General features: G+C 71.0%; 17 protein-coding genes. 3 read left to right on the forward strand and 14 right to left on the reverse strand.

Annotated features, from left to right (window positions below):
- Window positions 1–105 precede the first annotated feature (105 nt).
- From ACGFW6_RS17745 to proS, 4 genes are all read right to left on the reverse strand, one after another.
- Window positions 106–345: an RNA-binding protein gene (locus ACGFW6_RS17745; protein WP_003973401.1), complete on the reverse strand. Its 240-nt coding sequence runs from the start codon at window positions 343–345 to the stop codon at window positions 106–108.
- Between the two features lie 2 nt (window positions 346–347).
- Window positions 348–767 carry a 30S ribosomal protein S16 gene (rpsP, locus tag ACGFW6_RS17750; RefSeq protein WP_393510050.1) on the reverse strand — a complete coding sequence of 140 codons (420 nt, stop codon included), beginning with the start codon at window positions 765–767 and terminating at the stop codon, window positions 348–350.
- A gap of 398 nt (window positions 768–1,165) precedes the next feature.
- Entirely contained in the window at window positions 1,166–1,762 is a 597-nt protein-coding gene (locus tag ACGFW6_RS17755; RefSeq protein WP_062709177.1) for a hypothetical protein, read from the reverse strand.
- A 261-nt stretch (window positions 1,763–2,023) separates the two neighbouring features.
- Window positions 2,024–3,439, reverse strand: coding sequence for a proline--tRNA ligase (gene proS / locus ACGFW6_RS17760; protein WP_393510055.1), 1,416 nt, complete (start codon window positions 3,437–3,439; stop codon window positions 2,024–2,026).
- 199 nt (window positions 3,440–3,638) lie between these two features.
- Here proS and ACGFW6_RS17765 point away from each other — a divergent pair, with 199 nt between their 5' ends.
- On the forward strand, window positions 3,639–4,496 hold the full coding sequence (locus tag ACGFW6_RS17765; RefSeq protein ID WP_393510058.1) for an SAM-dependent methyltransferase: 858 nt from the start codon (window positions 3,639–3,641) through the stop codon (window positions 4,494–4,496).
- Window positions 4,497–4,527: 31 nt separating this feature from the next.
- Here ACGFW6_RS17765 and ftsH read toward each other — a convergent pair whose 3' ends face one another.
- The 6 genes from ftsH to ACGFW6_RS17795 form a co-directional block, all read right to left on the reverse strand.
- Window positions 4,528–6,465, reverse strand: a complete 1,938-nt coding sequence (ftsH, locus tag ACGFW6_RS17770; RefSeq protein WP_393510061.1) for an ATP-dependent zinc metalloprotease FtsH — start codon at window positions 6,463–6,465, stop codon at window positions 4,528–4,530.
- 106 nt (window positions 6,466–6,571) lie between these two features.
- The gene (gene ffh, locus ACGFW6_RS17775; protein WP_393510064.1) at window positions 6,572–8,125 is read right to left on the reverse strand and encodes a signal recognition particle protein; all 1,554 of its coding nucleotides are present in this window, start codon (window positions 8,123–8,125) and stop codon (window positions 6,572–6,574) included.
- A gap of 84 nt (window positions 8,126–8,209) precedes the next feature.
- Window positions 8,210–10,657 (reverse strand): [protein-PII] uridylyltransferase, encoded by a 2,448-nt coding sequence (locus ACGFW6_RS17780; protein WP_393510067.1) that lies wholly within the window; start codon window positions 10,655–10,657, stop codon window positions 8,210–8,212.
- 28 nt (window positions 10,658–10,685) lie between these two features.
- Complete coding sequence (locus tag ACGFW6_RS17785; protein WP_003997576.1) at window positions 10,686–11,024, reverse strand: P-II family nitrogen regulator; 339 nt, start codon at window positions 11,022–11,024, stop codon at window positions 10,686–10,688.
- A complete protein-coding gene (locus ACGFW6_RS17790) occupies window positions 11,021–12,367 on the reverse strand; it encodes an ammonium transporter (protein ID WP_393510072.1) in 1,347 nt (448 codons plus the stop codon). The genes ACGFW6_RS17785 and ACGFW6_RS17790 overlap by 4 nt, the downstream gene beginning before the upstream one ends.
- A gap of 336 nt (window positions 12,368–12,703) precedes the next feature.
- Window positions 12,704–14,197, reverse strand: a complete 1,494-nt coding sequence (locus ACGFW6_RS17795; RefSeq protein WP_393510075.1) for a hypothetical protein — start codon at window positions 14,195–14,197, stop codon at window positions 12,704–12,706.
- A 457-nt stretch (window positions 14,198–14,654) separates the two neighbouring features.
- Here ACGFW6_RS17795 and ACGFW6_RS17800 point away from each other — a divergent pair, with 457 nt between their 5' ends.
- Window positions 14,655–15,311, forward strand: a complete 657-nt coding sequence (locus ACGFW6_RS17800) for a bifunctional DNA primase/polymerase (protein WP_393510078.1) — start codon at window positions 14,655–14,657, stop codon at window positions 15,309–15,311.
- Window positions 15,312–15,397: 86 nt separating this feature from the next.
- On the opposite strand, the gene ftsY is transcribed toward ACGFW6_RS17800, so the two are convergent.
- Entirely contained in the window at window positions 15,398–16,609 is a 1,212-nt protein-coding gene (gene ftsY, locus ACGFW6_RS17805) for a signal recognition particle-docking protein FtsY (protein ID WP_393510081.1), read from the reverse strand.
- Between the two features lie 105 nt (window positions 16,610–16,714).
- On the opposite strand from ftsY, the gene ACGFW6_RS17810 reads away from it, so the two are divergent.
- A complete protein-coding gene (locus tag ACGFW6_RS17810; protein ID WP_393510084.1) occupies window positions 16,715–17,686 on the forward strand; it encodes an LLM class flavin-dependent oxidoreductase in 972 nt (323 codons plus the stop codon).
- 118 nt (window positions 17,687–17,804) lie between these two features.
- Here ACGFW6_RS17810 and ACGFW6_RS17815 read toward each other — a convergent pair whose 3' ends face one another.
- The 3 genes from ACGFW6_RS17815 to ACGFW6_RS17825 form a co-directional block, all read right to left on the reverse strand.
- Window positions 17,805–19,220, reverse strand: coding sequence for a sugar porter family MFS transporter (locus tag ACGFW6_RS17815; protein WP_393510087.1), 1,416 nt, complete (start codon window positions 19,218–19,220; stop codon window positions 17,805–17,807).
- A 230-nt stretch (window positions 19,221–19,450) separates the two neighbouring features.
- Complete coding sequence (smc, locus tag ACGFW6_RS17820; protein ID WP_393510090.1) at window positions 19,451–23,035, reverse strand: chromosome segregation protein SMC; 3,585 nt, start codon at window positions 23,033–23,035, stop codon at window positions 19,451–19,453.
- A gap of 236 nt (window positions 23,036–23,271) precedes the next feature.
- On the reverse strand, window positions 23,272–23,475 hold the full coding sequence (locus ACGFW6_RS17825; RefSeq protein WP_030048901.1) for a hypothetical protein: 204 nt from the start codon (window positions 23,473–23,475) through the stop codon (window positions 23,272–23,274).
- Window positions 23,476–23,836 lie beyond the last annotated feature (361 nt).

Here is a 23,836-nt window from a genome sequence, read left to right on the forward strand (position 1 = left end):
ACGACGGACCTCGAAGCCCGCACGACGAGCCGCGAGGCTCATACGACTGCGGGCCGGGGAAGGCCCAGTGGCCCTCCCCGGCCCGAGCCGGTGCTGTGTTCGGCGTCAGCGGACGTGGTCCACGTCGACGAGGTCGACGCGGACACCGCGGCCGCCGATGGCGCCCACGACGGTGCGCAGAGCACGCGCGGTGCGGCCGTTACGGCCGATCACCTTGCCGAGGTCGTCGGGGTGGACCCGGACCTCGAGCACGCGCCCGCGACGCAGGTTGCGGGACGCGACCTGCACATCGTCAGGGTTGTCGACGATGCCCTTCACGAGGTGCTCGAGAGCCTCCTCGAGCATGCTCAGGCCTCGGCCGACTCGGACTCGGCGGCAGCCTCGTCCTTCTTCTCCGCCTTCTTCTTCTGGGTGATCGCCTCACCCTTGCCCTCGTCGTCGCCGCTGAGGGCCTCGAACGACGGGCGCGCCTTCTTCGGCTCGGCGACGAGCAGCGGAGCCGGGGCGGGCTCGCCCTTGAACTTCTGCCAGTCGCCGGTCTTCTTCAGAATGGCGAGGACGGGCTCGGTCGGCTGCGCGCCGACACCCAGCCAGTACGCCACACGCTCGGCGTCCACCTCCATGACCGACGGGTTGTAGGTCGGGTGGTACTTGCCGATCTCCTCGATCGCACGGCCGTCACGGCGGGTGCGGGAGTCGGCGACGACGATGCGGTAGTGAGGCGAACGGATCTTGCCCAGACGCTTCAGCTTGATCTTGACTGCCACGGGAGTGGGTTCTCCTGGTTTTGACGTGGTTGGGCACGGCGAGAGAGCCGCGTGGGGTTGCGGTACCCGAGTGCCCGATGGACGCGTCAGCCGGAGGAGAGAGGGGTCCTGTGCGGCTGTCGAGTACAGCTAGCCATTGTGCCACACCCCGCGGGTCACCTTGGCCGAGGGGGCGGGAGCCGTGCTCGGGCACGACTGCGAGGCACCCGGCGTTCCGGGTGCCGTGGGGGTCGGCCGCGCAGCCCGCCGCCTGCGGGGTGCCGTCCACCCGTGCCGCCCGGCGACACGACTGCCCGCAGGCCCTGCGGGTCACGGCGGCACCCCGACGCGCCGGCGTCCGTACGCCATACGTCCCGACCGGCAGCCACGAGATGCCGGTGCCCGACGACGAGGCGCTGTTACGCCGCTCCGACCACCTCGGGGATCCGGAACGGCTTTCCGCAGCCGCCGCACACGATCGGGGCCTGGGCCAGGACCGAGGGGACGACGCGGACGTTGCGGCCGCAGTCGCAGACCGCCTTGACGCGGACGCCGCCACCGGAGGAACCGTGACGGGCGGCCGGGCCCCGGAAGGTCCGGCTCGTGTCGGCCGAGGTCGCCGCGGTGTGGGCCTTCAGCGCGCGCTGGAGGCGTTCGATGGTCGGCCGGTAGCGCCGCTTCGCCTCGGGGTTGAGCGTGACCAGGGAGAAGCCGCTGCTCGGATGCGGCTCCTCGGGGTGGTCCAGGCCCAGCTCCTCGGCGATCGAGAGGAATCTGCGGTTGTGGTAGCGGCCGGCGCGGGAGGTGTCGCGGACGCCGCGCGCGGCGGCGATGCCATGGACTGCCTCGTGAAGCAGTCGCTCGAAGGAGAGCTCGTGACCGCACGCGGACGACGACTCCCCGATCAGGGACTCTGGCGCGGCGAGATCCGGCAGCTCGGGGTGGTACCGCTGAATGTCGGCCCACGCCTGCGCCAGCTCTGCGGCGAGTACAGGTGGTGTCTGTGTCGTGCTCACGTAATGACAACGAGCCGGAGTGCCGCAGTGTTCCGATTCCGGGGCATCCCAAATAATTTGCACGTACCCGTCAGTTGCGAATGATGCGCCACGACGAGGGCGGGTGCGCCGATCTGCGGAGAAGCCTCACAGCTCATACCAAGCTGGTGCGTAGTCTGACGTACGCGCCGACGAGTAGCCCGTGTCCACCCGCCGGACCCCGTGTGGTTCGCGAATGCGCAAGAGGCGTTTCGGTCGCTCTCGCTCCCCAGGAGCGTCACCTCAGTAAGCGCGCGCGACGACGGCGACGTTACCGGGTGCGTCGTCGGCGTCCGGCACCGACCCGTCCTCGGCGACCAGACACCGTACGGTCACGGCATGCGCGGCCAGTCTGGCCTCGCCTTCTTCGCCGAGCGTGGCCCACGGCAGGCGCGCCCAGCCGCCGGCGCCGGTGGCCTCGACGGCCTCCTCGATCGTCGCCACGTCCGAGGTGCGGGATTCGCGCCGCTCGCGGGACTGGCGCAGCAGCAGAGCCTGGTCCTCCTCCAGGATCGCGGGCAGCAGCCCGGCCATGGCGTCGAGCGCGACGGGCTCCTTGCCGCCCGGGATCCGCCGGGCGAGCATCGCCGTGCCGCTCTCCAGGTCACGGGGCCCGACCTCGATCCGTACCGGCACGCCCTTGAGTTCCCAGTCGACCGCGCGGCGCCCGAACGGCGTGTCCGTGCGGTCGTCGACGTGGACGCGGACGCCCGCGGCGCGCAGCCGGTCGCCGATCTCGCGGACCTTGGCCAGAACCGGCTCGTCCCCCTTGATCGCGAGGACGACCGCCTGGACGGGCGCGAGCCGCGGCGGCACCCGCAGTCCGTCGTCGTCGCCGTGGGCCATGATCAGGCCGCCGACCATCCGGGTGGAGGAGCCCCAGGAGGTCTGCCAGACGTACTCCTCGCGGCCCTCCTTCGACAGGTAGCGGGTGTGGAAGGCCTTGGCGAAGTTCTGGCCGAGCTCGTGGCTGGTGCCCATCTGGAGGGCCTTGCCGTCGCCCGTCATCGCTTCGAGGGTGAGGGTGTTGATCGCCCCGGCGAAGCGCTCGCTCGCGGTCTTGCGGCCGAGCACCACGTCGATGCCCAGGACGCCGACCATGAAGTCGGCGTACACCTCCCGGTGGATGTGGGCGGCGTAGTCCCGGGCGTCCTCGTAGGTGGCGTGGGCGGTGTGGCCCTCCTGCCAGAGGAACTCCGTCGTCCGCAGGAACACGCGCGGGCGCATCTCCCAACGCACCACGTTGGCCCACTGGTTGATCAGCAGCGGCAGGTCGCGGTAGCTCTGCACCCACTTGGCGAAGTAGTCGTTGATGATCGTCTCGGAGGTGGGCCGGACGACGACGGGCTCCTCGAGCTCCTTGCCGCCGCCGTGCGTGACGACGGCGAGTTCGGGCGCGAAGCCCTCGACGTGCTCGGCCTCCCGCCTCAGGTACGACTGCGGGATGAAGAGCGGGAAGTAGGCGTTGGAGGCACCGGCGCGCTTGATGCGGGCGTCCATCTCGGCCTGCATCCGCTCCCACAGCCCGTACCCGTACGGCCGGATCACCATCGTGCCGCGCACCGGACCGTTGTCCGCCAGCTCGCCCTTGCTGACGACGTCCTGGTACCAGCGCGGGAAGTCATGTGCCCGTGGCGTAAGAACGGGTGCCTTTGCCATGGCCAGATGGTACGGGCCCATGTTGCCGGAATGTGAATTTCGGCCACGGACGGCCGGATCCCGCAAGCAGGGCCCCGAGACCCCTGGACGCGACGCATGGCGCGGAGTTTCCTGGCATACGGGGGAGCGTGAGCGCCTCGTCACAGGGCGCTACGGCATCGGGCACAGGGACAACTCTCGGCGGAATGGGGCGCTTTACATGACACCTACGCTCGTGCGGCAGCACCTCTCCCATACGGGCGCGACACCCCGTGTGGACCCGTGTGCACGCGCGCGTGACTGGTCCGAGATCCAGGAGCGGATGCTGGTGCCGCTCTACGAGGCCGTCTACGAGCGACTGGAAGTGGGCCCGGACACCCGGCTGCTGGGCCTGGGCTGCGGCAGCGGGCTGGCCCTGCTGATGGCGGCGTCCAGAGGCGCGGCCGTCACCGGTGTCGAGACCGGCTCCCCCGAACGACTGACGCTCGCCCGGCAGCGTCTGCTGCCCGCGGCCTGGGACACCCGCGCGGGGGGCGACGTCCGACTCGTCGACGGCTCGCCCGAGGACGCGGCCGGCGCGGAGACGCCCGCGTACACCCTGGTGACCGCCTTCGAGCCGATCGGGTGCCTCGCGGGGGACTCGGAGGGCCTCGGCGAAGGGCTCGCGGCCGTCACCCCGCTCGCCGAGCGGGGGGCGCCGGTGGTGCTCGCGGGCTGGGGCCCGCCGGAGCGCTGCGCCACGTCGTCGGTGCTGCGGGTCGCGACCAAGCTGGCCGAGCCCCTGCGCAGCACGGGGAGTTGGCGCCCGGCCCTGCGCGACGACCTGGAGGAGGTCGCCCACCGCGCGGGCCTACGGCCCGACGGTTCGGGGCGGGTGGCCTGCCCCTTCGGCTACGCCGACGTCGACAGTGCCGTACGGGGGCTGCTGTCGACAGGGTTGTTCGACGCGGCGATCCGGGCGACCGACCAGGTCCAGGTCGACAAGGAGTTGGCCGAGGCGCTGCATCCGCACCAGCGGCGGGACGGCACGGTGTGGATGCCGAACGTGTTCCGGTACCTGATCGCGCGCGTGCCCTGAGCCCGGGCGGGCGACCCCACCGGGCGTGGCTCTACTCGGCCTCGTCCTTCTTCAGCCGGGTGATCCCCGCGATCCGGTAGGCGTCGGCCTCCTCCAGCGTCTCGTGCTCCAGCAGGGCCTCCGCGAGCGCGTCCAGCCGGCCGCGGTGGTCGCGGAGCTTGCGGAGCGCCTCCTCGTAGCAGTCGTCGACGATCCGGCGCATCTCGGCGTCGATGGCGTCGAGTGTCTGCGGCGCGGCGGAGAGCCCGTACGCCTGCTGGGCGTCGCTCGGCAGGGCCGACAGCCGGCCCACGCGCTCACTCATGCCCCAGCGGGCCACCATCCCGCGTGCGATGTGGGTGACCTGTTCGAGGTCGTTCTCCGCGCCGGTGGTGACGACCCCGTAGACCACGTCCTCGGCGGCCATGCCGCCCAGGGCGCCGATGATCCGGCCGCGCAGGTACTCCTCCGAGTGCGCGTACCGCTCCACCTCCGGGGTCGACATCGTCACGCCGAGCGCCCGGCCGCGCGGCACGATGGTGATCTTGCGGACGGGGTCGGCGCCCGGCTGGAGCATGCCGAGCAGGGCGTGCCCGCTCTCGTGGAACGCGGTGCGGCGGCGGTCCTCCTCGGGCATCACGAGGGTGCGTTCGGCGCCCAGCTGCACCTTCTCCAGGGCCTCGGAGAGGTCTGCGGCGGTGACCTGTTCCTGGCCCCGCTTGACCGCGAGCAGCGCCCCCTCGTTGGCGAGGTTGGCCAGATCCGCACCGGTCATGCCGGGCGTCTTGCGGGCCAGCTGGACGAGGTCCACGTCCTCGGCGAGCGGGATGTCGCGGGTGTGGATCCCGAGGATCGCCTCGCGTCCGCGGCGGTCCGGCGGGGAGACGTTGACGACCCGGTCGAAGCGGCCGGGCCGGGTGAGCGCCGGGTCCAGGATGTCGGCGCGGTTGGTCGCGGCGATGACGATCACGCCCTCGGAGCCGGAGAAGCCGTCCATCTCGGTGAGGATCTGGTTCAGCGTCTGCTCGCGCTCGTCGTGACCGCTGACCGAGGCGCCGCCGCTGCGCACCCGGCCGATGGTGTCGATCTCGTCGATGAAGATGATCGACGGCGCCACCTTGCGGGCCTCGGCGAACAGCTCGCGCACCCGTGAGGCGCCGACTCCGACGATCATCTCGATGAACTCGGACGCCGAGGCGGAGAAGAACGGCACGCCCGCCTCACCGGCCACCGCCCGCGCCAGCAGGGTCTTGCCGGTGCCGGGCGAGCCCGCGAGCAGCACGCCGCGGGGCATCTTCGCGCCCATCCTGCGATAGGCGTCGGGGTGTTCGAGGAAGTCGACGACATCGTCCAGCTCGCCCTTGACCTCGTCGATGCCGGCCACGTCGGCGAACGTCGTGCGGTGCTTGCCCGGCAGAAGCTCGACCGGTTTGGGCGGCGCCTTGCGCCCGAACATGCCGCCCGCGCCGCCCCGGCCGCCGGCGAACCGCCGGGCGATGAAGAGCCACAACGCGACGATGATCACGAGGGGCGCGAGCGAGATCAGCAGGTTGACCAGGAGGCCGCGCTGCTTCACGACCGGCTGCGCGGTCACCGTGACGTCGTTCCTGCTCAGCTCCTGCCAGAGGTCGTCGTCGGCGAAGGCCGGGCGCTGGGTCTTGAACTTGGTGTACTTGCCGTCGCCCTCGGGGTTGTCCCTGGAGCTCTTCAGCTCGCCCTGGATGGCGTCGCCCTTGGAGTAGATCTTGGAGACGTTGCCGTCGTCGACCTGCCGGCTGAACTCCGTGTAGGAGATCGTCGGCTCGCTGCCCTCGTCGAGGTACGTCAGTCCGATGTACGCCAGCAGGAACACGATCACGCCGGTGACCAGCAGGCTCCACCAGCGGCCGCGTGGGCGCCGGCCGCCGGACTTCCTGGGTGGCTCGTCCGGGGTGCCCTCGGTGCGCCACGGCTGGTCAGGGGCCTTGCGTGGTGGCGCCGCATCGCTCATATCTGGACGTTACGGCAGACAGCGGGCCATGGCACGCGCAAAGGGCGCCCCTCGTGGAGAGGGACGCCCTTGCCGCGTACGGGAGGAGACGGTCCTGCGAGAGCCGTCAGCCCATGAACTTCTTGAACTCGTCCGGCAGCTCGAAGTCCTGGCCGGCCTGCTGGCCCGGCAGTCCGAGGGCGCCCCCGGCCTGCGCCGCGGCGGCCCGGCGGGCGGCCTCCTCCTGCTCCTGCTGCTTGCGCTTCATCGGGTTGCCGGAGCGCTGCTTGCCCTTGGCCTTCTTCGGCTGCTTCTTGGTCCGGCCCGGACCGCCGCCCATGCCCGGCATCCCCGGCATCCCGGGCATGCCGCCGCCCTGGGCCATGCGGGACATCATCTTGCGGGCCTCGAAGAACCGCTCGACGAGGTTCTTGACCGCGCTGACCTCGACGCCGGAACCCTTGGCGATACGGGCGCGGCGGGAGCCGTTGATGATCGTCGGCTCCTGGCGCTCGGCCGGGGTCATCGACTTGATGATGGCGGCCGTGCGGTCGACGTCCCGCTCGTCCAGGTTGTTGATCTGGTCCTTGATCTGGCCCATGCCCGGGAGCATGCCGAGCAGCTTGGAGATGGAGCCCATCTTCCTGACCTGCTCCATCTGGGCCAGGAAGTCGTCGAGGGTGAAGTCCTGGCCCTTCTTGGAGGCCAGCTTCTCCGCCATCTTCTGGGCTTCGGCCTGGTCGAAGGTCTTCTCCGCCTGCTCGATCAGGGTGAGCAGGTCACCCATGTCGAGGATGCGGGAGGCCATCCGGTCCGGGTGGAAGGCGTCGAACTCGTCGAGCTTCTCGCCGTTCGACGCGAACATGATCGGCTTGCCGGTGATCTGGCGGATCGACAGGGCGGCACCACCGCGGGCGTCACCGTCGAGCTTGGAGAGCACCACGCCGTCGAAGCCGACGCCGTCGCGGAAGGCCTCGGCGGTGTTGACCGCGTCCTGGCCGATCATCGCGTCGACGACGAAGAGGATCTCGTCCGGCGAGACCGCGTCACGGATGTCCGCGGCCTGCTGCATCATCTCCTGGTCGATGCCCAGGCGGCCGGCGGTGTCCACGATCACGATGTCGTGGACCTTGGCCTTGGCGTGCTCGATGGAGTCCTTGGCGACCTTGACCGGGTCGCCGACGCCGTTGCCCGGCTCGGGTGCGTAGACCGCGACGCCGGCGCGCTCGGCGACGACGCTGAGCTGGTTCACGGCGTTCGGGCGCTGGAGGTCGGCGGCGACGAGCAGCGGCGAGTGGCCCTGCTCCTTCAGCCAGTGGGCGAGCTTGCCCGCGAGGGTGGTCTTACCGGCGCCCTGGAGACCGGCCAGCATGATCACGGTCGGCGGCTGCTTGGCGAAGCGCAGGCGGCGGGTCTCGCCACCGAGGATCGTCACGAGCTCGTCGTTGACGATCTTCAGGACCTGCTGGGCCGGGTTCAGCGCCTTGGAGACCTCGGCGCCGAGGGCACGCTCCTTGACGTTCTTGATGAACGTGCGGACGACGGGCAGCGCCACGTCCGCTTCGAGGAGCGCGATACGGATCTCGCGCGCGGTGGCGTCGATGTCCGCCTCGGAGAGCCGTCCCTTGCCGCGCAGGTTCTTGAAAGTCGCTGAGAGGCGATCGGAGAGAGTATCGAACACGGCGCTCGCGGTCCTCGGGGTCGGTGGCAGCTGGGAATCGCCCTCCAGGGTATCCCGGCGGCACAGGTTGCCGGGATCCCCGGTTCAGCCCCGCAATGTCTCCTCCAGCTTGCGTGCCACGGCCGCCGCCTCTTCCCGGGGCAACGGAGCCCCCTCGGGCCCTGTGACATAGAACGCGTCGACGGCGTTGGCGCCCAGGGTGCTGACGTGCGCGCTGCGCACCCGCACGCTCGCGTCCTCCAGGGCCCGGCCGATCCGGAACAGCAGCCCCGGGGCGTCCTGGGCGCGCACCTCGATGACCGTCGCCAGCCGGGAGGCGGCCGGATGCACGGTCACTCTCGGCGGCGGTGCCACCACGCCCCGGCGGCGTGGATAGGCCGCGTCCCGCTCGGCGAGACGGCCGGCGACGTCCAGGGAGCCGTCCAGCGCCCGTACGAGGTCGGCGCGGAGCCGGGCGGCCTGCGGCAGGGAGCCGTACTCGGCGGCGACCCGCCAGTTCAGCAGCAGGACGGCGCCCTCGACGCCGTCGGGCAGGTCCAGGGCCCTCAGCTCGGCGGTGCGCACGGTCAGGCGGTGCATGGCGAGGACTCCGGCCACGGCGGGCAGCACGCCCGGCTGGTCGGGGACGGCGATGACGAGTTCCACGCCGAGCGGCTCGGGATCGTCCGGTGCCTGCTCCTCGGTCGGCGGCTCGGTCTGGGCGCGCAGCGCCAGTACGGGGCTGCCGGTGGCGATCGCCTCGATGGCGAGCCGTTCCTGCTCCGCGGTGGGCGCGGCGGCCTCGGGCTCGTCGGGGTCGTCACCGGCGAGCACCGCGCCGACCCGTTTGACCAGGTCGGCGACGAGGGAGCCGCGCCAGGACGACCACGCCGCCGGGCCGGTGGCCAGGGCGTCCGCCTCGGTCAGGGCGTGCAGCAGCTCCAGGGTGCCCTGCGAGCCGACGGCCTCGGCGACCGAGCGCACGGTGGCCGGGTCCTCCAGGTCGCGCCGGGTGGCCGTCTCCACGAGCAGCAGGTGGTGGAGGACGAGGGTGGAGAGCACGGCCACGTCGTCGCGGTCGAAGCCGATGCGCGCGGCGACGTCCTTGACGATGATCTCGCCGGCCACCGAGTGGTCGCCGGGCCAGCCCTTGCCGATGTCGTGCAGCAGCGCGGCGACCAGGAGCAGGTCGGGGCGGTGGACGCGGCGGGTGAACTCGGAGGCGCGCACGGCCGTCTCGATCAGATGCCGGTCGACGGTCCAGATGTGCACGGCGTTGCGCTGCGGGCGGCAGCGCACCCGTTCCCAGTCGGGCAGGAAGTGCGTGATCAGCCCCTCGGCCTCCAGCGCCTCCCATACGTCGACGGTCGGCCGGCCGGAGCCCAGGAGGGTGACGAGCTGCTCACGCGCCTCGGCGGGCCAGGGCGTGGGCAGCGGGCGCACGTTCGCCGCCATCCGCCGTACGGCGTGCAGGGAGAGCGGCAGTCCGGCCTGAGCGGCGGCGGCCGCGGCGCGCAGGGGGAGCACGGCGTCGCGGTCGGGGCGTGCGGCGCGGGCGAGCACGACCTCGCCGTCCTGCTCCACGACGCCCTCGGCGAGCGGGGAGCGCTCGGCGGTGGGCTTCCCGCCGCCCAGCATGGCGCGCAGACGTGGCCGTACGGCGCGCGCCCTCAGCACGCGCCCCACTTCACGCCAAGTGACATCACTCGCATACGAGATGACACGGGCCGCCTCGTACACCTGCCGCAGCAGCGTGTCCGCGTCGAGCAGCCCGAGCTCGGCGGCGACCTGGTCCTGCTCCTGGAGCGAGAGCCGGTCGGTCGCCCGCCCGGTGGTCAGATGCAGGGCGTCGCGTACGTCGAGGAGCCGGCGCCGGGCGTCGTCGAGGCCCTCGCGCGGGGCGTCGGCCAGCCAGGACGCGGCGACGGCCCGCAGGATGGTGGCGTCCCGCAGCCCGCCGCGGGCCTCCTTCAGGTCGGGTTCCAGGAGGTACTGCAGCTCGCCCTGGCGTTCGGCGCGCTCGGCGGACAGTTCCTGGAGTTCGGGCAGCCGCTTGGGCGCCTGGTTGCGCCAGTCGGCGAGGACCGACGTGCGCAGTCCGGCCGTGAGGCCGAGATCGCCCGCCACGTGCCGGGCGTCCAGCAGGCCGAGCTGGACCTTGAGGTCCTCGCCGGCGGTCCTGCGGGCCTCGGCCGGCGTCCGCACGGAGTGGTCGAGGGCGAGGCCGAGGTCCCAGACGGGGTACCAGATGCGGTCGGCCAGCGCGGCCACCGCCTTGCTGTCGCCGCCGTCGTGCAGCAGGAGCAGATCCAGGTCGCTGCGCGGGGACAGCTCACCGCGGCCGTAGCCGCCGACGGCGACCAGGGAGACGCCGCGCAGCCCCTCGGCACCGGCCGCGAACAGGCCGGTCAGCCACTCGTCGGTCAGTTCCGCGAGGGCGGCACGGCGCGGCGGCCCGGACCGCGCCCCCTCGGTGAGGAGACGCAGCCGGGCCGCCGCGTAGCCGCTGGGTCCCGAGTCCTCTGCATCCTTGGAAACGTCCGTGCTCGTCACCCAGCGACTCCTGTTCTGTTTCCCTGCCTCAGAGCGCGTCGGGCCCGCGCTCGCCGGTCCGTACCCGTACGGCCGTCTCGACCGGCAGGGACCAGACCTTGCCGTCACCGATCTTGCCGGTGCGGGCGGCCTTGACGATGACGTCGATCAGCTGCTCGGCGTCGTCGTCCTCGGCCAGGACCTCGATGCGGATCTTCGGGACCAGGTCGACGGTGTACTCGGCACCGCGGTAGACCTCGGTGTGGCCCCGCTGACGACCGTAGCCGCTCGCCTCGGTGACCGTCAGGCCGTGGACTCCGAAGGCCTGGAGGGCTTCCTTGATCTCGTCGAGCCGGTGGGGCTTGACGACGGCGGTGATGAGCTTCATGCGTCCACCTTCTTGCTCGCGGCTGCCGCGACCGGGGCCGGGGCGGCGGCGGTGCGGGCGGCACCGCCGCCGGCACCGCTGAAGTCGTATGCGGTCTCGGCGTGCTCGGCCTGGTCGATGCCGGCCACCTCGTCGTCCTCGGAGACCCGCATTCCGATGGTCTTGTCGAGGATGAAGGCGAGGATCGCGGAGACGACCAGCGAATAGGCCAGGACCGCGAAGACACCGGCGCACTGCTTCCAGAACTGGTCGAGGCCGCCGCCGTAGAAGAGACCCTTGACCTCGGACTGGCCCTTGCCGCTGGCGAAGAAGCCGATCAGCAGGGAGCCGACGACACCGCCGACCAGGTGGACGCCGACGACGTCGAGCGAGTCGTCGTAGCCGAGCTTGTACTTCAGGCCCACCGCCATGGCGCACAGCAGACCGGCGATGGCACCGACGGCGATCGCGCCGAGCGGGGAGACCGCGCCGCCGGACGGGGTGATGGCGACCAGACCGGCGACCGCGCCGGAGGCGGCGCCCAGCGTGGTGAACGCGCCGTGCCGGATCTTCTCGTAGATGAGCCAGGCCAGCATGGCGGCGGCGGTGGCGACCTGGGTGTTGACGAACATCAGCGCGCCGACGCCGTCGTCGTTGCCGAGCCACGAACCGGCGTTGAAGCCGAACCAGCCGAACCACAGCAGGCCGGCGCCCAGCATGACCAGCGGGAGGCTGTGCGGGCGCATCGGGTCCTTCTTGAAGCCGACGCGCTTGCCGATGACGAGGATCACACCGAGCGCCGCGGCACCCGCGTTGATGTGCACCGCCGTACCACCGGCGAAGTCGATCACGCCCAGCTCGAAGGCCCAGCCACCGGCGCCCCAGACCCAGTGCGCGACCGGGAAGTAGACGAGCGTGGCCCACAGCGCGACGAACAGCGCCCAGGCGGTGAACTTCACCCGGTCGGCCAGCGCACCGCTTATCAGGGCCGGTGTGATGATCGCGAACATCAGCTGGAAGACCATGAACACGAAGATCGGGATGGTGTAGCCGTCCCACAGTTCGGTCAGGCCGATGTTGCTGAGGCCCACCCAGTCCGAGTTCCAGCCGATGATGCTGCCGGAGTCGGTGCCGAACGCCATGGAGAAGCCGTACAGCACCCACAGGATGGTGACGATCCCCAGGCTGATGAAACTCATCATCAGCATGTTCAGGGTGCTCTTGACGCGGACCATGCCTCCGTAGAAGAAGGCCAGGCCCGGGGTCATGAGCATCACCAGGGCAGAACAGATGAGCATGAAGCCTGTGTTGGCGGACGACAGCGTGGGTGCGTCCGCCGCAAGCGTGATGGCGGCTGATGCCATCGGCGTCTCCTCGTCGATTGGTACGGCCCCGTGCGGGCGAAGCCTGAGCGGAATGAGGGGTGGGCCGGTTATGCGCCAAGAGATTGGCGCAGCGCCGTTTCGGTGGAAGCCCCTCGTTGTTTCGCCGCCGTGACGAAGGCGCCCTGCGTGTTACGCGTCGATGAACTGCCGGATGTCCGGCCGCCTGATCGTTATCGTGGCGCAACCTTCGAAGAGGGAAAAAAGGCCGGCCGCGGTCGGCCTTCCGATGACCTGGCATGGGGGAGCCGAGTCGGGCAGTTCGGGAGGGCCGGCCGCGGCCGGGGTTCCGGGATTCCCAGGGATCGCCCCTGGGGATCAGACCGCCTCGGCGGTCTCCGGGAGCTCGATGGCGAGCTTGTCGGTGAGGTCCACGACCTCGGCGAGCTCCCCGAAATCGCGTACGGCCGTGTCGACCGTCTTTCGGATACGAGTGTTGACGCGTTCGGAGCGCACCTTCTTGGCGACCGCCATGGCCTGCTCGGCATAGACCGCGCTCTGCTCGGGCTCGCGCCGCAGCAGATGGACCGTGGCCACACCGATGAGGTTCAGGGCGTACGACCGCTGGTGCTCGCCGTCCTTCGCGAACAGGTCCACGGCCTGCTGCATCAGCGGCTCGGCCAGCGAGGCGTAGGTCGGGCTGCGGCCGGCGACATAGGCGAGGTCGCGGAAGGAGTGGGAGTTCTCCCCGTACAGCTCGGCCTCGGAGAAGAAGCGGATCCAGTCCGGGTCCGGCTCGTCCCACTCGTCGGAGTCGGCGAAGGTGTCCTCGGCCATCCGGACGGCCCGCTTGCACTTGCCGGGCTGGCCCATGTTGGCGTACGCGCGGGCCTCCATCGCATACAGCATCGACTGGGTACGCGGGCTCGCGCAGTCCCGGCTGCCGTACTGCGCGAGATGGATCAGTTCCAGGGCGTCGTCGGGCCGGCCGAGGTGGATCATCTGGCGGCTCATGCTGGACAGCACGTATGAGCCGAGGGGCCGGTCGCCGGCCTCCTTGGCGGCGTGCAGCGCGAGGACGAAGTACTTCTGCGCGGTGGGCTGCAGCCCGACGTCGTACGACATCCAGCCGGCCAGCTCGGCCAGCTCGGCGGCGACCTTGAACAGCTTGCGGGTGGTGGACTCGGGCTGGGGCTCCTGGAGGAGATCGGTGACCTCGTGCAGCTGGCCGACGACCGCCTTGCGGCGCAGGCCGCCGCCGCACTGGGCGTCCCACTGCCGGAACATCACGGTGGTGGACTCCAGCAGGTCCAGCTCGGGCTTGGACAGCCGGCCGCGCGCACGTGAGGACGGGACGGCGCGGGACTCGTGGTGCGGGGCGGGCGGCGCGGGAACCAGCCAGCGCTGCATCGGCTCGATGAGCGCCGGGCCCGCGGACAGGGCCAGCGAGCTGCCGAGGAAGCCGCGCCGCGCCAGCATCAGGTCGCTGCGCGAGAACTCGCTGAGCAGCGCCACCGTCTGCGGGGCCGTCCAGGGCAGGTCGACGCCGGAGACGGAGGGTGACTGGCGCGGGGCGCGCAGGCCGAGGTCCTCGACCGAGACGACGCAGCCGAAGCGCTCGGAGAACAGCTCGGACAGGATCCTGGGGATCGGCTCGCGGGGGTTCTCGCCGTCCAGCCAGCGCCGTACGCGGGAGGTGTCGGTCGAGATGTGGTTGGCACCCAACTGGCGGGCCCGGCGGTTCACTTGGCGGGCGAGTTCGCCCTTCGACCAGCCGCTGCGGACGAACCAGGACGTGAGGAGCTCGTTCGGGCGCTTGTCAGCGTGCGATGCGCCACCGGCACTCGTACCGCCTTCGCTGTTGCCGCTCACTGGAACGCCCCCATCCCTTGGACCACTTGTCACCGAGTGCGCCAAGCCCTATCAGAATGCCGGTAAATACGGTCGGCCGTCCGGCAGTTCTCACCCTTCGAACGGAATGCCGACTTGCCTGCGGCATACCCACGAGCGCATGTGCCCCGAAGCTCCGTGCACACACGGTAATCCTACGATCACTGCTCCAGCCATGGCGATCCCTGAATCGCCACCATTCGCCACCCCTTCGAATGAACTCACGGTCGCCTGTACGCGATTCACTTGACATAGGACGGCCGGAAGTGGGCGGAGCGAAGCACTCAGGGGCGCGTGTTGCCCAGCCCACCACCCGGGGCACTTCGAAGCGCCGTGTGGACCGAGCGGCGCGAAACGGGTACCGGTCACCGAGGAACACACAGGGTCACGTTCCGCATTCGCGTCGTAACCACCGGCGCGCTGGACCGTTGGAGGGGGCATGGGCTTCACGATCGGCGGCATCCGAGAGATGCGATCCGGCTCGCGGCGACGCGGCCGCGCCTCGGAGTGCACCGCCGTCGCCGAGTTCACCGGACTGTGGGGCTGGGACACGGTGCCCGGCGCGCGCGCCGCGGCGGGCGCCTGCTCGTGCGGCCGCTCCGACTGCGCCGCGCCCGGCGCACACCCCCTGGACTTCGCGCCCCAGGTCCCGGCCGGCGCCACGCTCGACGAGGTCACCAAGGCGTGGTCGGAGTTCCCGGGCGCCGCCGTGATGCTGCCGGTCGGGCGGGCGTTCGACGTCATCGAGGTGGCCGAGCCCGCCGGACGGCGCGCGCTGACCCGGCTCGAACGCATGGGCCTGCCCCTCGGCCCGGTCACCGCCACCCCCGACGGCCGCGCGCACTTCTTCGTCGCCCCCGGCGCCGCCGCCGAGCTCCCCGAGATCCTCTACCGCATGGGCTGGGACGACCCGACCCACCTCGATCTGCGCGGCCTCGGCCCCGGTGAGCACATCACGGCCCCGCCGTCCGACCGGGGCGGTCTGGGCCCGGTGCGCTGGCTGCGTCCGCCTGCGCTGGACACCGCGACGAAGCCGCCGGCGGCCCGGCTGCTGCTGGGCACGCTGGCCTACGTCGCGCACAGGTCGCGCGCATAGGCGTACACAGCGAAGCGCCCGCCTCCCAACTGCACCTTGGAGGGCGGGCGCTTCTTGCACCGCGTACCGAAGTCGGTGGCCCGGTGTCACTCCCCGATAAGGGCGTCAACGAACGCCTCCGGCTCGAACGGCGCCAGATCGTCGGCGCCCTCCCCCAGCCCGATCAGCTTCACGGGCACGCCCAGCTCGCGCTGGACCGCGACGACGATGCCGCCCTTGGCGGTGCCGTCCAGCTTGGTCAGCACGATGCCGGTGATGTCGACGACCTCGGCGAAGACACGGGCCTGCACGAGGCCGTTCTGCCCGGTGGTGGCGTCCAGCACGAGCAGCACCTCGTCCAGCGGCGCGTGCTTCTCCACGACCCGCTTGACCTTGCCGAGCTCGTCCATGAGGCCGGTCTTGGTGTGCAGGCGCCCGGCGGTGTCGATGAGGACGACGTCGGAGCCCATCTCCTTGCCCTCCTTCACCGCGTCGAAGGCGACGGAGGCGGGGTCGCCGCCCTCCGGACCGCGCACGGTGTAGGCGCCGACGCGCTCGCCCCAGGTCTGGAGCTGGTCGGCGGCGGCGGCACGGAAGGTGTCGGCGGCGCCCAGCACCACGCTGCGGCCGTCGGCCACGAGGACGCGCGCGAGCTTGCCGGTGGTGGTGGTCTTGCCGGTGCCGTTGACGCCGACGACCATCACGATGCCGGGCTTGCTGGCCTCGGGCTCGGTCTTGACCACGCGGTCCATGTCGGTGCCGACCAGCTTCAGGAGCTCCTCGCGCAGCAGGCCGCGCAGTTCCTCCGGAGTGCGGGTGCCGAGGACCTTCACGCGCTCGCGCAGGCCCTCGACCAGTTCCTGGGTGGGGGCCACGCCGACGTCGGCGGTGAGCAGCGTGTCCTCGATCTCCTCCCAGGTGTCCTCGTCGAGATGCTCACGCGACAGGAGCGTGAGCAGCCCCTTGCCGAGTGCGGTCTGCGAACGGGAGAGCCGGGCGCGCAGCCGGACCAGGCGGCCGGCGGTGGGCTCCGGCACCTCGATCTCGGTCGGCGGGAGCTCTTCGACGACGGGCGGTTCCTCGACGGCGACTCCGGTCGAGCCGTCGGGAAGGTCCACCTCCTCTATGGTCCGGCGCTCTTCGTCGCGCGGTGTCTCGGCCTCGTCGCCGACGTGCGGCTCGGCCGGTGGGGCGGTGATGTCGGGCGCGGCGGGCGGCGGCGGGGGCAGCTGCTTCTTGCGACGGCTGCCGACGATGAGCCCGCCGAGCGCGCCGAGCACGACCACGGCGATGACTACAGCAAGGATGACGATGTCCATAACCCGTCCAGTATCGGCCATGGAGTCCGGCGACACCCCTCTGGATGTCTGACACACCGTCAGCTAACGTCCGCCTTCATACCCGCCCGGTGAAGGGGGACCCCCATGCCCGTCTCGGTCGTACGCTTCAACCTCGTCGAGCCCGACGCAACCCCCGCCTCGCTCGCCGCCCGCTACCGGGCGGCCCTGGAGATGGCCGCGTACGCCGACGAGCACGGCATCACCACGGTGCAGACGGAGGAGCACCACGGCGCCGAGAACAACTGGCTGCCGTCACCGTTCGCCTTCGCCTCCGCCGTCTTCGGCGCCACGCGGCGCGTCGCGGTCACCGTCTCGGCGATCATCGGCCCGCTGCACGACCCGCTGCGGCTCGCCGAGGAGATCGCGGTCCTGGACCTGCTCAGCGGCGGACGGCTGGTCACGGTCGCCGGGATCGGGTACCGGCCCGAGGAGTACGCCCTGTTCGACGTGGAGTGGAAGCAGCGGGGCCGCCTCCAGGACGAGCTGCTGGAGACGCTGCTGAAGGCGTGGACCGGCGAGCCCTTCGAGTACCGGGGCCGTACGGTACGGATCACCCCGCGCCCGTTCACCGACCCGCACCCCCTGCTGCTGGTCGGCGGCTCCTCGAAGGCCGCCGCCCGCCGGGCCGCCCGCCTGGGCCTGCCGTTCTTCCCCAGCGCGCATCTGCCGGAGCTGGAGGCGTACTACAAGGAGCTCCTGGTGGAGTACGGCACCGAGGGCTGGACGATGATGCCGGCCGCCGAGACGCCGCTGCTGCACATCGCCGAGGACCCGGACCGGACCTGGGCCGAGCACGGCCGCCACTTCCTGCACGAGGCCCGCACCTACGCCTCCTGGCAGTCCGGCGAGATCCGCTCGGCGGTGAAGTCGGCGGCCACGACGGTGGAGGAGCTGCGCGCCGAGGGCGTGTACCGGATCGTGACGCCCGAGGAGTGCGTGGCGCTGGGGTTCGACAACTACGTGCTGCATCCGCTGTCGGGCGGGATGCCGCCGGAGGAGGGGTGGCGGAGTCTGCGGCTCTTCTGCGAGCGGGTGCTGCCGGCGCTGGACGCCTGACCCGTCGCACACGACACCGCCGCCCCGGCTCGGGCAGTGGCCGAGCCGGGGCGGCGGTGGGGTCACGGGGAGAGGGGCAGCGGGGACTTGGCCCTTCCCCCCGAGTTCAGGGGGCCGCTCAGCCCATCTCCTCCAGCTTCTTGCCCTTGGTCTCGGGCACGAACTTGAGGATGAAGGGGATGGAGAGGAAGGCGAACACCGCGTACATGACGTAGGTGAGCGACAGGTTCCAGTCCGCCAGGTCCGGGAAGGTGATCGTGATCAGCCAGTTGGCGATCCACTGGGCCGAGGCGGCCACGCCCAGGGCGGCGGCGCGGATCTTGTTCGGGAAGACCTCGCCGAGCATGACCCAGACGACCACACCCCAGGACAGGGCGAAGAAGAGGACGAAGGCGTTGGCGGCGATCAGCGCCACGTAGCCCTGCGCGGTCGGGAGCGGGTCGCTGCCGTTCTGGAAGGAGAACGCCCAGGCGGCCGCCGCGAGCGAGATGCCCATGCCGATGGAGCCGATGAGGGCCAGCGGCTTGCGGCCGATCCGGTCCACGAAGATCATCGCGATCACGGTGCCGATGATGTTGATGATCGAGGTCTCGAACGAGTAGAAGAACGAGCTCGACGGGTCGACGCCGACGGACTGCCACAGCAGGTTCGAGTAGTAGAAGATGACGTTGATGCCGACCAGCTGCTGGAAGACGGAGAGGCCGATACCGATCCACACGATCGGCAGCAGGCCGAACTTCCCGCCCAACAGGTCCTTGAACGTCGACTTGTGGTCGCTCTTCATGGCCTGCTCGATCTCGGCGACGCGGCCGTCGAGGTCGGTGCCGCCCTCGACGTCGGCGAGCACCTTCTTCGCGTCGGCGACACGGCCGACGCTGATCAGGTAGCGCGGGGACTCGGGGATGGCGAAGGACAGCAGGCCGTAGATCACGGCGGGCACGAGCATCACGCCGAGCATCCACTGCCAGGCCTCCAGGCCCGCGATGGTGCCACGCTCCTCGCCGTCGGCCATGTTCAGCAGGGCCCAGTTGACCAGCTGCGAGATGGCGATGCCGATGACGATGGCGGCCTGCTGGAAGGAGGCGAGCCGGCCTCGGTAGGCGGGCGGGGCGACCTCGGCGATGTAGGCCGGGCCGATGACCGAGGCCATACCGATGGCGATACCGCCGAGGACACGCCAGGCGGCGAGGTCCCACGCGGCGAACGGCAGACCGGAACCGACGGCACTCACCGCGAACAGCACCGCCGCGATCTGCATGACGCGGATCCGGCCGATGCGGTCGGCTATGCGGCCGGCGATCGCGGCGCCGAGGGCGCTGCCGAGCAGGGCACTGGCGGCGACGGTACCGGTGACGCCCGAGCTGAGGTCGAACCGGGCCTGGATGCCGCCGTTGGCTCCGTTGATGACGGAGCTGTCATAACCGAACAGGAAGCCGCCCATGGCGGCTGCCGCGGTGATGAAGACGACGTGCCCGAGATGTTCGGGGTGGGCCGCCTTGGCTCCTGGTGTGGACGCCTGCGCTGTGCTGGTCACGTGTACTCCTCGGGCACCGGCAACGCTGCCGGGTGGGGGACAGCCGCTTCAGGCCGTGATACCTGAAGTTAAAAGCAACGTGGGAGACCCTATGCCTTCAAGTATCGAAGTCAATAGGGAGGCTGCTGTGACTTTAGAGACGCATCCGAGTAGCAAGTGTTCACTTCTTGAAGTGAAGGTGAAGAGGTGAAGGGCGGTCGGGGCAGGCCCGCGGCCGAGCAGCCCGGGGGTCAGCGCAGCTTCTGGCTGATGACCTTCGACACGCCGTCGCCCTGCATGGAGACGCCGTACAGCGCGTCGGCGACCTCCATCGTGCGCTTCTGATGGGTGATCACGATCAGCTGGGAGGCTTCCTGGAGCTCCTGCATGATGCGGATCAGCCGCTGGAGGTTGGTGTCGTCGAGGGCGGCCTCGACCTCGTCCATGACGTAGAACGGGCTCGGCCGCGCCTTGAAGATCGACACCAGCATCGCGACGGCGGTGAGTGAACGCTCACCACCCGAGAGCAGCGACAGCCGCTTGACCTTCTTGCCCGGCGGACGCGCCTCGACGTCGACACCCGTGGTGAGCATGTTGTCGGGATCGGTCAGGATCAACCGCCCCTCACCGCCCGGGAAGAGCCGACTGAAGACGCCCTCGAACTCCCGGGCCGTGTCCCAGTACGCCTCGGTGAAGACCTGCTCGACGCGTTCGTCGACCTCCTTGACGACCTGGAGCAGGTCGGCGCGGGTCTTCTTCAGGTCCTCCAGTTGCTCGCTGAGGAACTTGTGCCGCTCCTCCAGCGCCGCGAACTCCTCCAGGGCGAGCGGGTTGACCTTGCCGAGCTGCTGGTAGGCCCGCTCGGCGGCCTTGAGCCGCTTCTCCTGCTCGGCCCGCACGAACGGCTTGGGCTGGTTGCGGGGGTGCTCGGGGTCGTCGGGAAGCTGCTCGCCCTCGGCGGCCAGGGACGGCGGTACGAGCTGGTGGGGGCCGTACTCGGAGACGAGTCCGGCGGGCTCCACGCCCAGCTCCTCCAGCGCCTTGGTCTCCAGCTGCTCGATCCGCATCCGTTTCTCGGCGCCGAGGACCTCGCCGCGGTGCACGGAGTCGGTGAGCTTGTCGAGTTCGGCCTTGAGGTCCCGGCCGGCGTTGCGGGCGGCGGTCAGCTCCTGTTCGCGCAGGGCCTTGGCGGATTCCGCCGCGCCGCGCTCCTCCTCGGCCCGGGCGAGGGAGACCTCTACATGCGCCAGCAGCTGCCGCGCACCGGAGGCGACGGCCTCCGCGACGGCCGCTTCGTGGCGCAGCCGCGCCCGCCGCTGCTCGGCACGCGCGCGTGCCTCGCGTTCGGCGCGGGCGGCCCGGTCCAGCGAGTCGGCCCGTCCGGCCAGTCCCTTGACCCGCTCCTCGTGCGTACGGACCTGGAGGCGGGCCTCCATCTCGGTCTGCCGGGCGTTGGCGCCGTCGGCGGCGAGCCGGTCCCGGGCCGAGGTGTCGGGCTCCTCCTCGACCGGCATCTCCTCGGCCACGGCGAGCCGCTCGGCCAGTTCCTCGGCATCCATGAGCGCCTTGTCGAGGGCCTCCTGGGCCCGCGCGGCGGCGGCGACGGACCGCTCGGCCTCGCCCGCGGCACCGCGCGCCTGCCCGGCGAGCCGGCCGAGCTGCTGCGCCACGGACGACTTCTCCCGGTCGGCCGCCCTGCGCCGCTCCCCCAGTTCCTCGACGAGCGCCGCACATTCCTTGCGCCGCTCGGTGGCCGCGTGCTGCGCGCCGGTGACTTCCTCGCAGCGGACGGCCAGCTCTTCGAGTTCGGCGGCGGCCTCGTCCACGGAGGCCTGCACTTCGAGGAGGCTGGGTGCGCCCGCGGAGCCGCCGTGGGCGAAGTGGGCGCCGAGGAGGTCGCCTTCGGCGGTCACGGCGGTGAGGTGGGGGTGGGTGTAGACGAGGTCCTCGGCCTCTTCGAGGGTGCCCACGACGACGATGCCGTGCAGGAGGCGGCGGATGGCGGGCATGAGGTCGGAAGGGCCGCGGACCAGATCTGCCGCGTGATGCCGTCCGGCGGGTGCGGGTTCGTCGTGGCCGGTCGCGCCGTTCCCCGCGGCCCTGAGGGGCGCCTCCGGTGCACCGGCGAGCAGAAGGGAAGCCCTGCCCGCGTCCTGCTTCCGCAGCAGACGGATCGCCTCTGCCGCTGCGGACGGTGAGGTCACGGCGATGGCGTCCGCCGCCGCTCCGAACGCCGCCGCCAGCGGTACCTCGTAGCCCGGTGTCACGGTCAGCAGTTCCGCGGCAGGGCCCAGCAGCCCTGTGAGGCGATCCTTCGCGCCGAGCAGCGCGCCCGTGCCGTCCTTGCGGCGCAGGCCCATGGCCAGCGCCTCGTGGCGGGCCTGGGTCGCGGCGCGCCTGCGCTCGGTCGCGGTGGCCGCCTCGCGGGCCGCCGTCAGGGCGGCCTCCGCCTCCGCGAGCTGGGCCTTCGCCGTGTCGTGCTGCTCGCCGAGTTCCGCGTCGCCGGCGTCCAGTCCGTCGACCTCGGCCTTGAGCGCCTCGTACTCCTCCTGGGCGGAGACGGCCCGCTCCTGGGCCTCGTCCCGGGCCGCGGCAAGCCGGTCGATCTCGGACTGGGCGGCGGCGGCACGCGAACGGGCCGCGTTGACCTGGCCGTTCAGCCGGGCCAGGCCCTCGCGGCGGTCGGCGATGGCGCGGGCCACGTCCTTCAGCCGGCGTTCCTCGAGGCCGAGCTCCCGCTCCAGTTCGGCGCGGTGGGCGACCGTGTCCTCCAGCGCCCGCTCGGCCGCTTCGAGGGCCGCCTCCAGCTCGGCCTCCTGCTCGCGGATGCGGGCGGCCTCGCGCTCCATGTCCTCGGGGTCCCGGCCCCGGCGCTCCTCCGGCGGCGCGGACGTCGCGCTCTTCACACGCGCGTCGGCCAGCGAGATCGTGCCGCGCACCCGCTCGGCGAGCTGGGACAGCTCGTACCAGGTCTGCTGGGCCCGCTGCAGGCGCGGGGTGAGCCGGCGGACCTCGCCCTCCAGAAGGGCCTCGCGCTGGAGCGCCTTCTTCAGCTCCTGCTCGGCGGCCTCCTTGCGCTCCTTCAGCGCGGCCTCGTCGGCGACCTCGGCCTGCAGCGCCTCCCGCAGCCGTACGAGATCGTCGGCGAGGAGGCGGAGCCGGGCGTCGCGCAGGTCCGCCTGGATGACGGCGGCCCTGCGGGCGACGGCCGCCTGGCGGCCCAGCGGCTTGAGCTGGCGGCGCAGTTCGTCGGTGAGGTCCTGCACGCGCGCGAGGTTGGCCTGCATCGCGTCCAGCTTGCGCAGCGCCTTCTCCTTGCGCTTGCGGTGCTTGAGGACGCCGGCCGCCTCTTCGATGAAGGCGCGGCGGCCCATCGGGTCGGCGTGCAGGACGGAGTCGAGCTGCCCCTGCCCGACGATGACGTGCATCTCGCGGCCGATACCGGAGTCGGAGAGCAGTTCCTGGATGTCGAGAAGGCGACAGGTGTCACCGTTGATCTGGTACTCGCTGCCGCCGTTGCGGAACATGATCCGCGTGATGGTGACCTCGGAGTACTCGATGGGCAGTGCCCCGTCGGAGTTGTCGATGGTCAGCGACACCTCGGCGCGGCCCAGCGGGGGGCGGCCGGTGGTGCCGGCGAAGATGACGTCCTCCATCTTGCCGCCGCGCAGCGACTTGGCGCCCTGCTCGCCCATGACCCAGCTGAGCGCGTCCACGACGTTGGACTTGCCCGAGCCGTTCGGACCGACGACGCACGTGATGCCCGGCTCGAACCGGAGCGTGGTCGCCGAGGCGAACGACTTGAACCCTCGGAGGGTCAGGGCCTTGAGGTGCACGCCGGTGGACTCTACCTTCCGGGGAAGTCTCGCTCCATGAACGCACGGTTTCACCGGTGAACGTGCAGGGCACACCAGACGTTAAAGAGGGTGAAAGGATGCGGGGGAAAGAAAGAAGGGACGCCGAAGCGTCCCTTGCAACTTCTGAACGGCTGGCAGACCCAGTCGTCCGACAACTTAGCGGTTGATACGGGCTGCCCAACCACTGCTGTAGCTGTTGTGGAGCGATGCAGTGATCAGGTGAGCGCAGGCTCCGCCTGGTGTGCGTCGATGCTCTCCATGATCCTGTCGTGAGAAGCGGCAGCCGTCAGCGCGTCGTTCTCGGCCTGGATCCGACCGAGCTCGGACTCGAGGTCCTGGACACGCTGCTGGAGCCGTCGCATCTCGGCGAGGAGTCGCGGGTCGGAGCCGCCGACGTAACCGAGAAGCGCCTTTGCCATGATGGATGGTCCTCCACACTGAGTGACCGACCGATGCGGTGTGGGTCGTGAGGGAATCGCACCCGCGGTTGCTTGGCAGGCCTGGAGTTGTGCTGCCGTTCAGCCACGCCAAACAGCTAGGGTGCGCGGGGCTTTCAGCGTCTCACCAAAAAGTTTGACGGTCAACACGATCACGCCCCGTATTGGCGGGCAAACCCGGGCGCACACGGCCACGGACGGCGACACGGCTCGTCCGGCGGGCCCCTCGGGGCGTGGCGATCATCCTTAAGTGCGGAGCCTGCCACCGCGAGCCGTTCTTGGCAACCACCTGCTCATTTCTGCTCGGGGCAGTTGCCGGTGGCAGGTCCCTCCGCTTGCGCCT

The organism is Streptomyces sp. Y7 (assembly GCF_043195415.1).
Classification (GTDB): Bacteria; Actinomycetota; Actinomycetes; order Streptomycetales; family Streptomycetaceae; genus Streptomyces.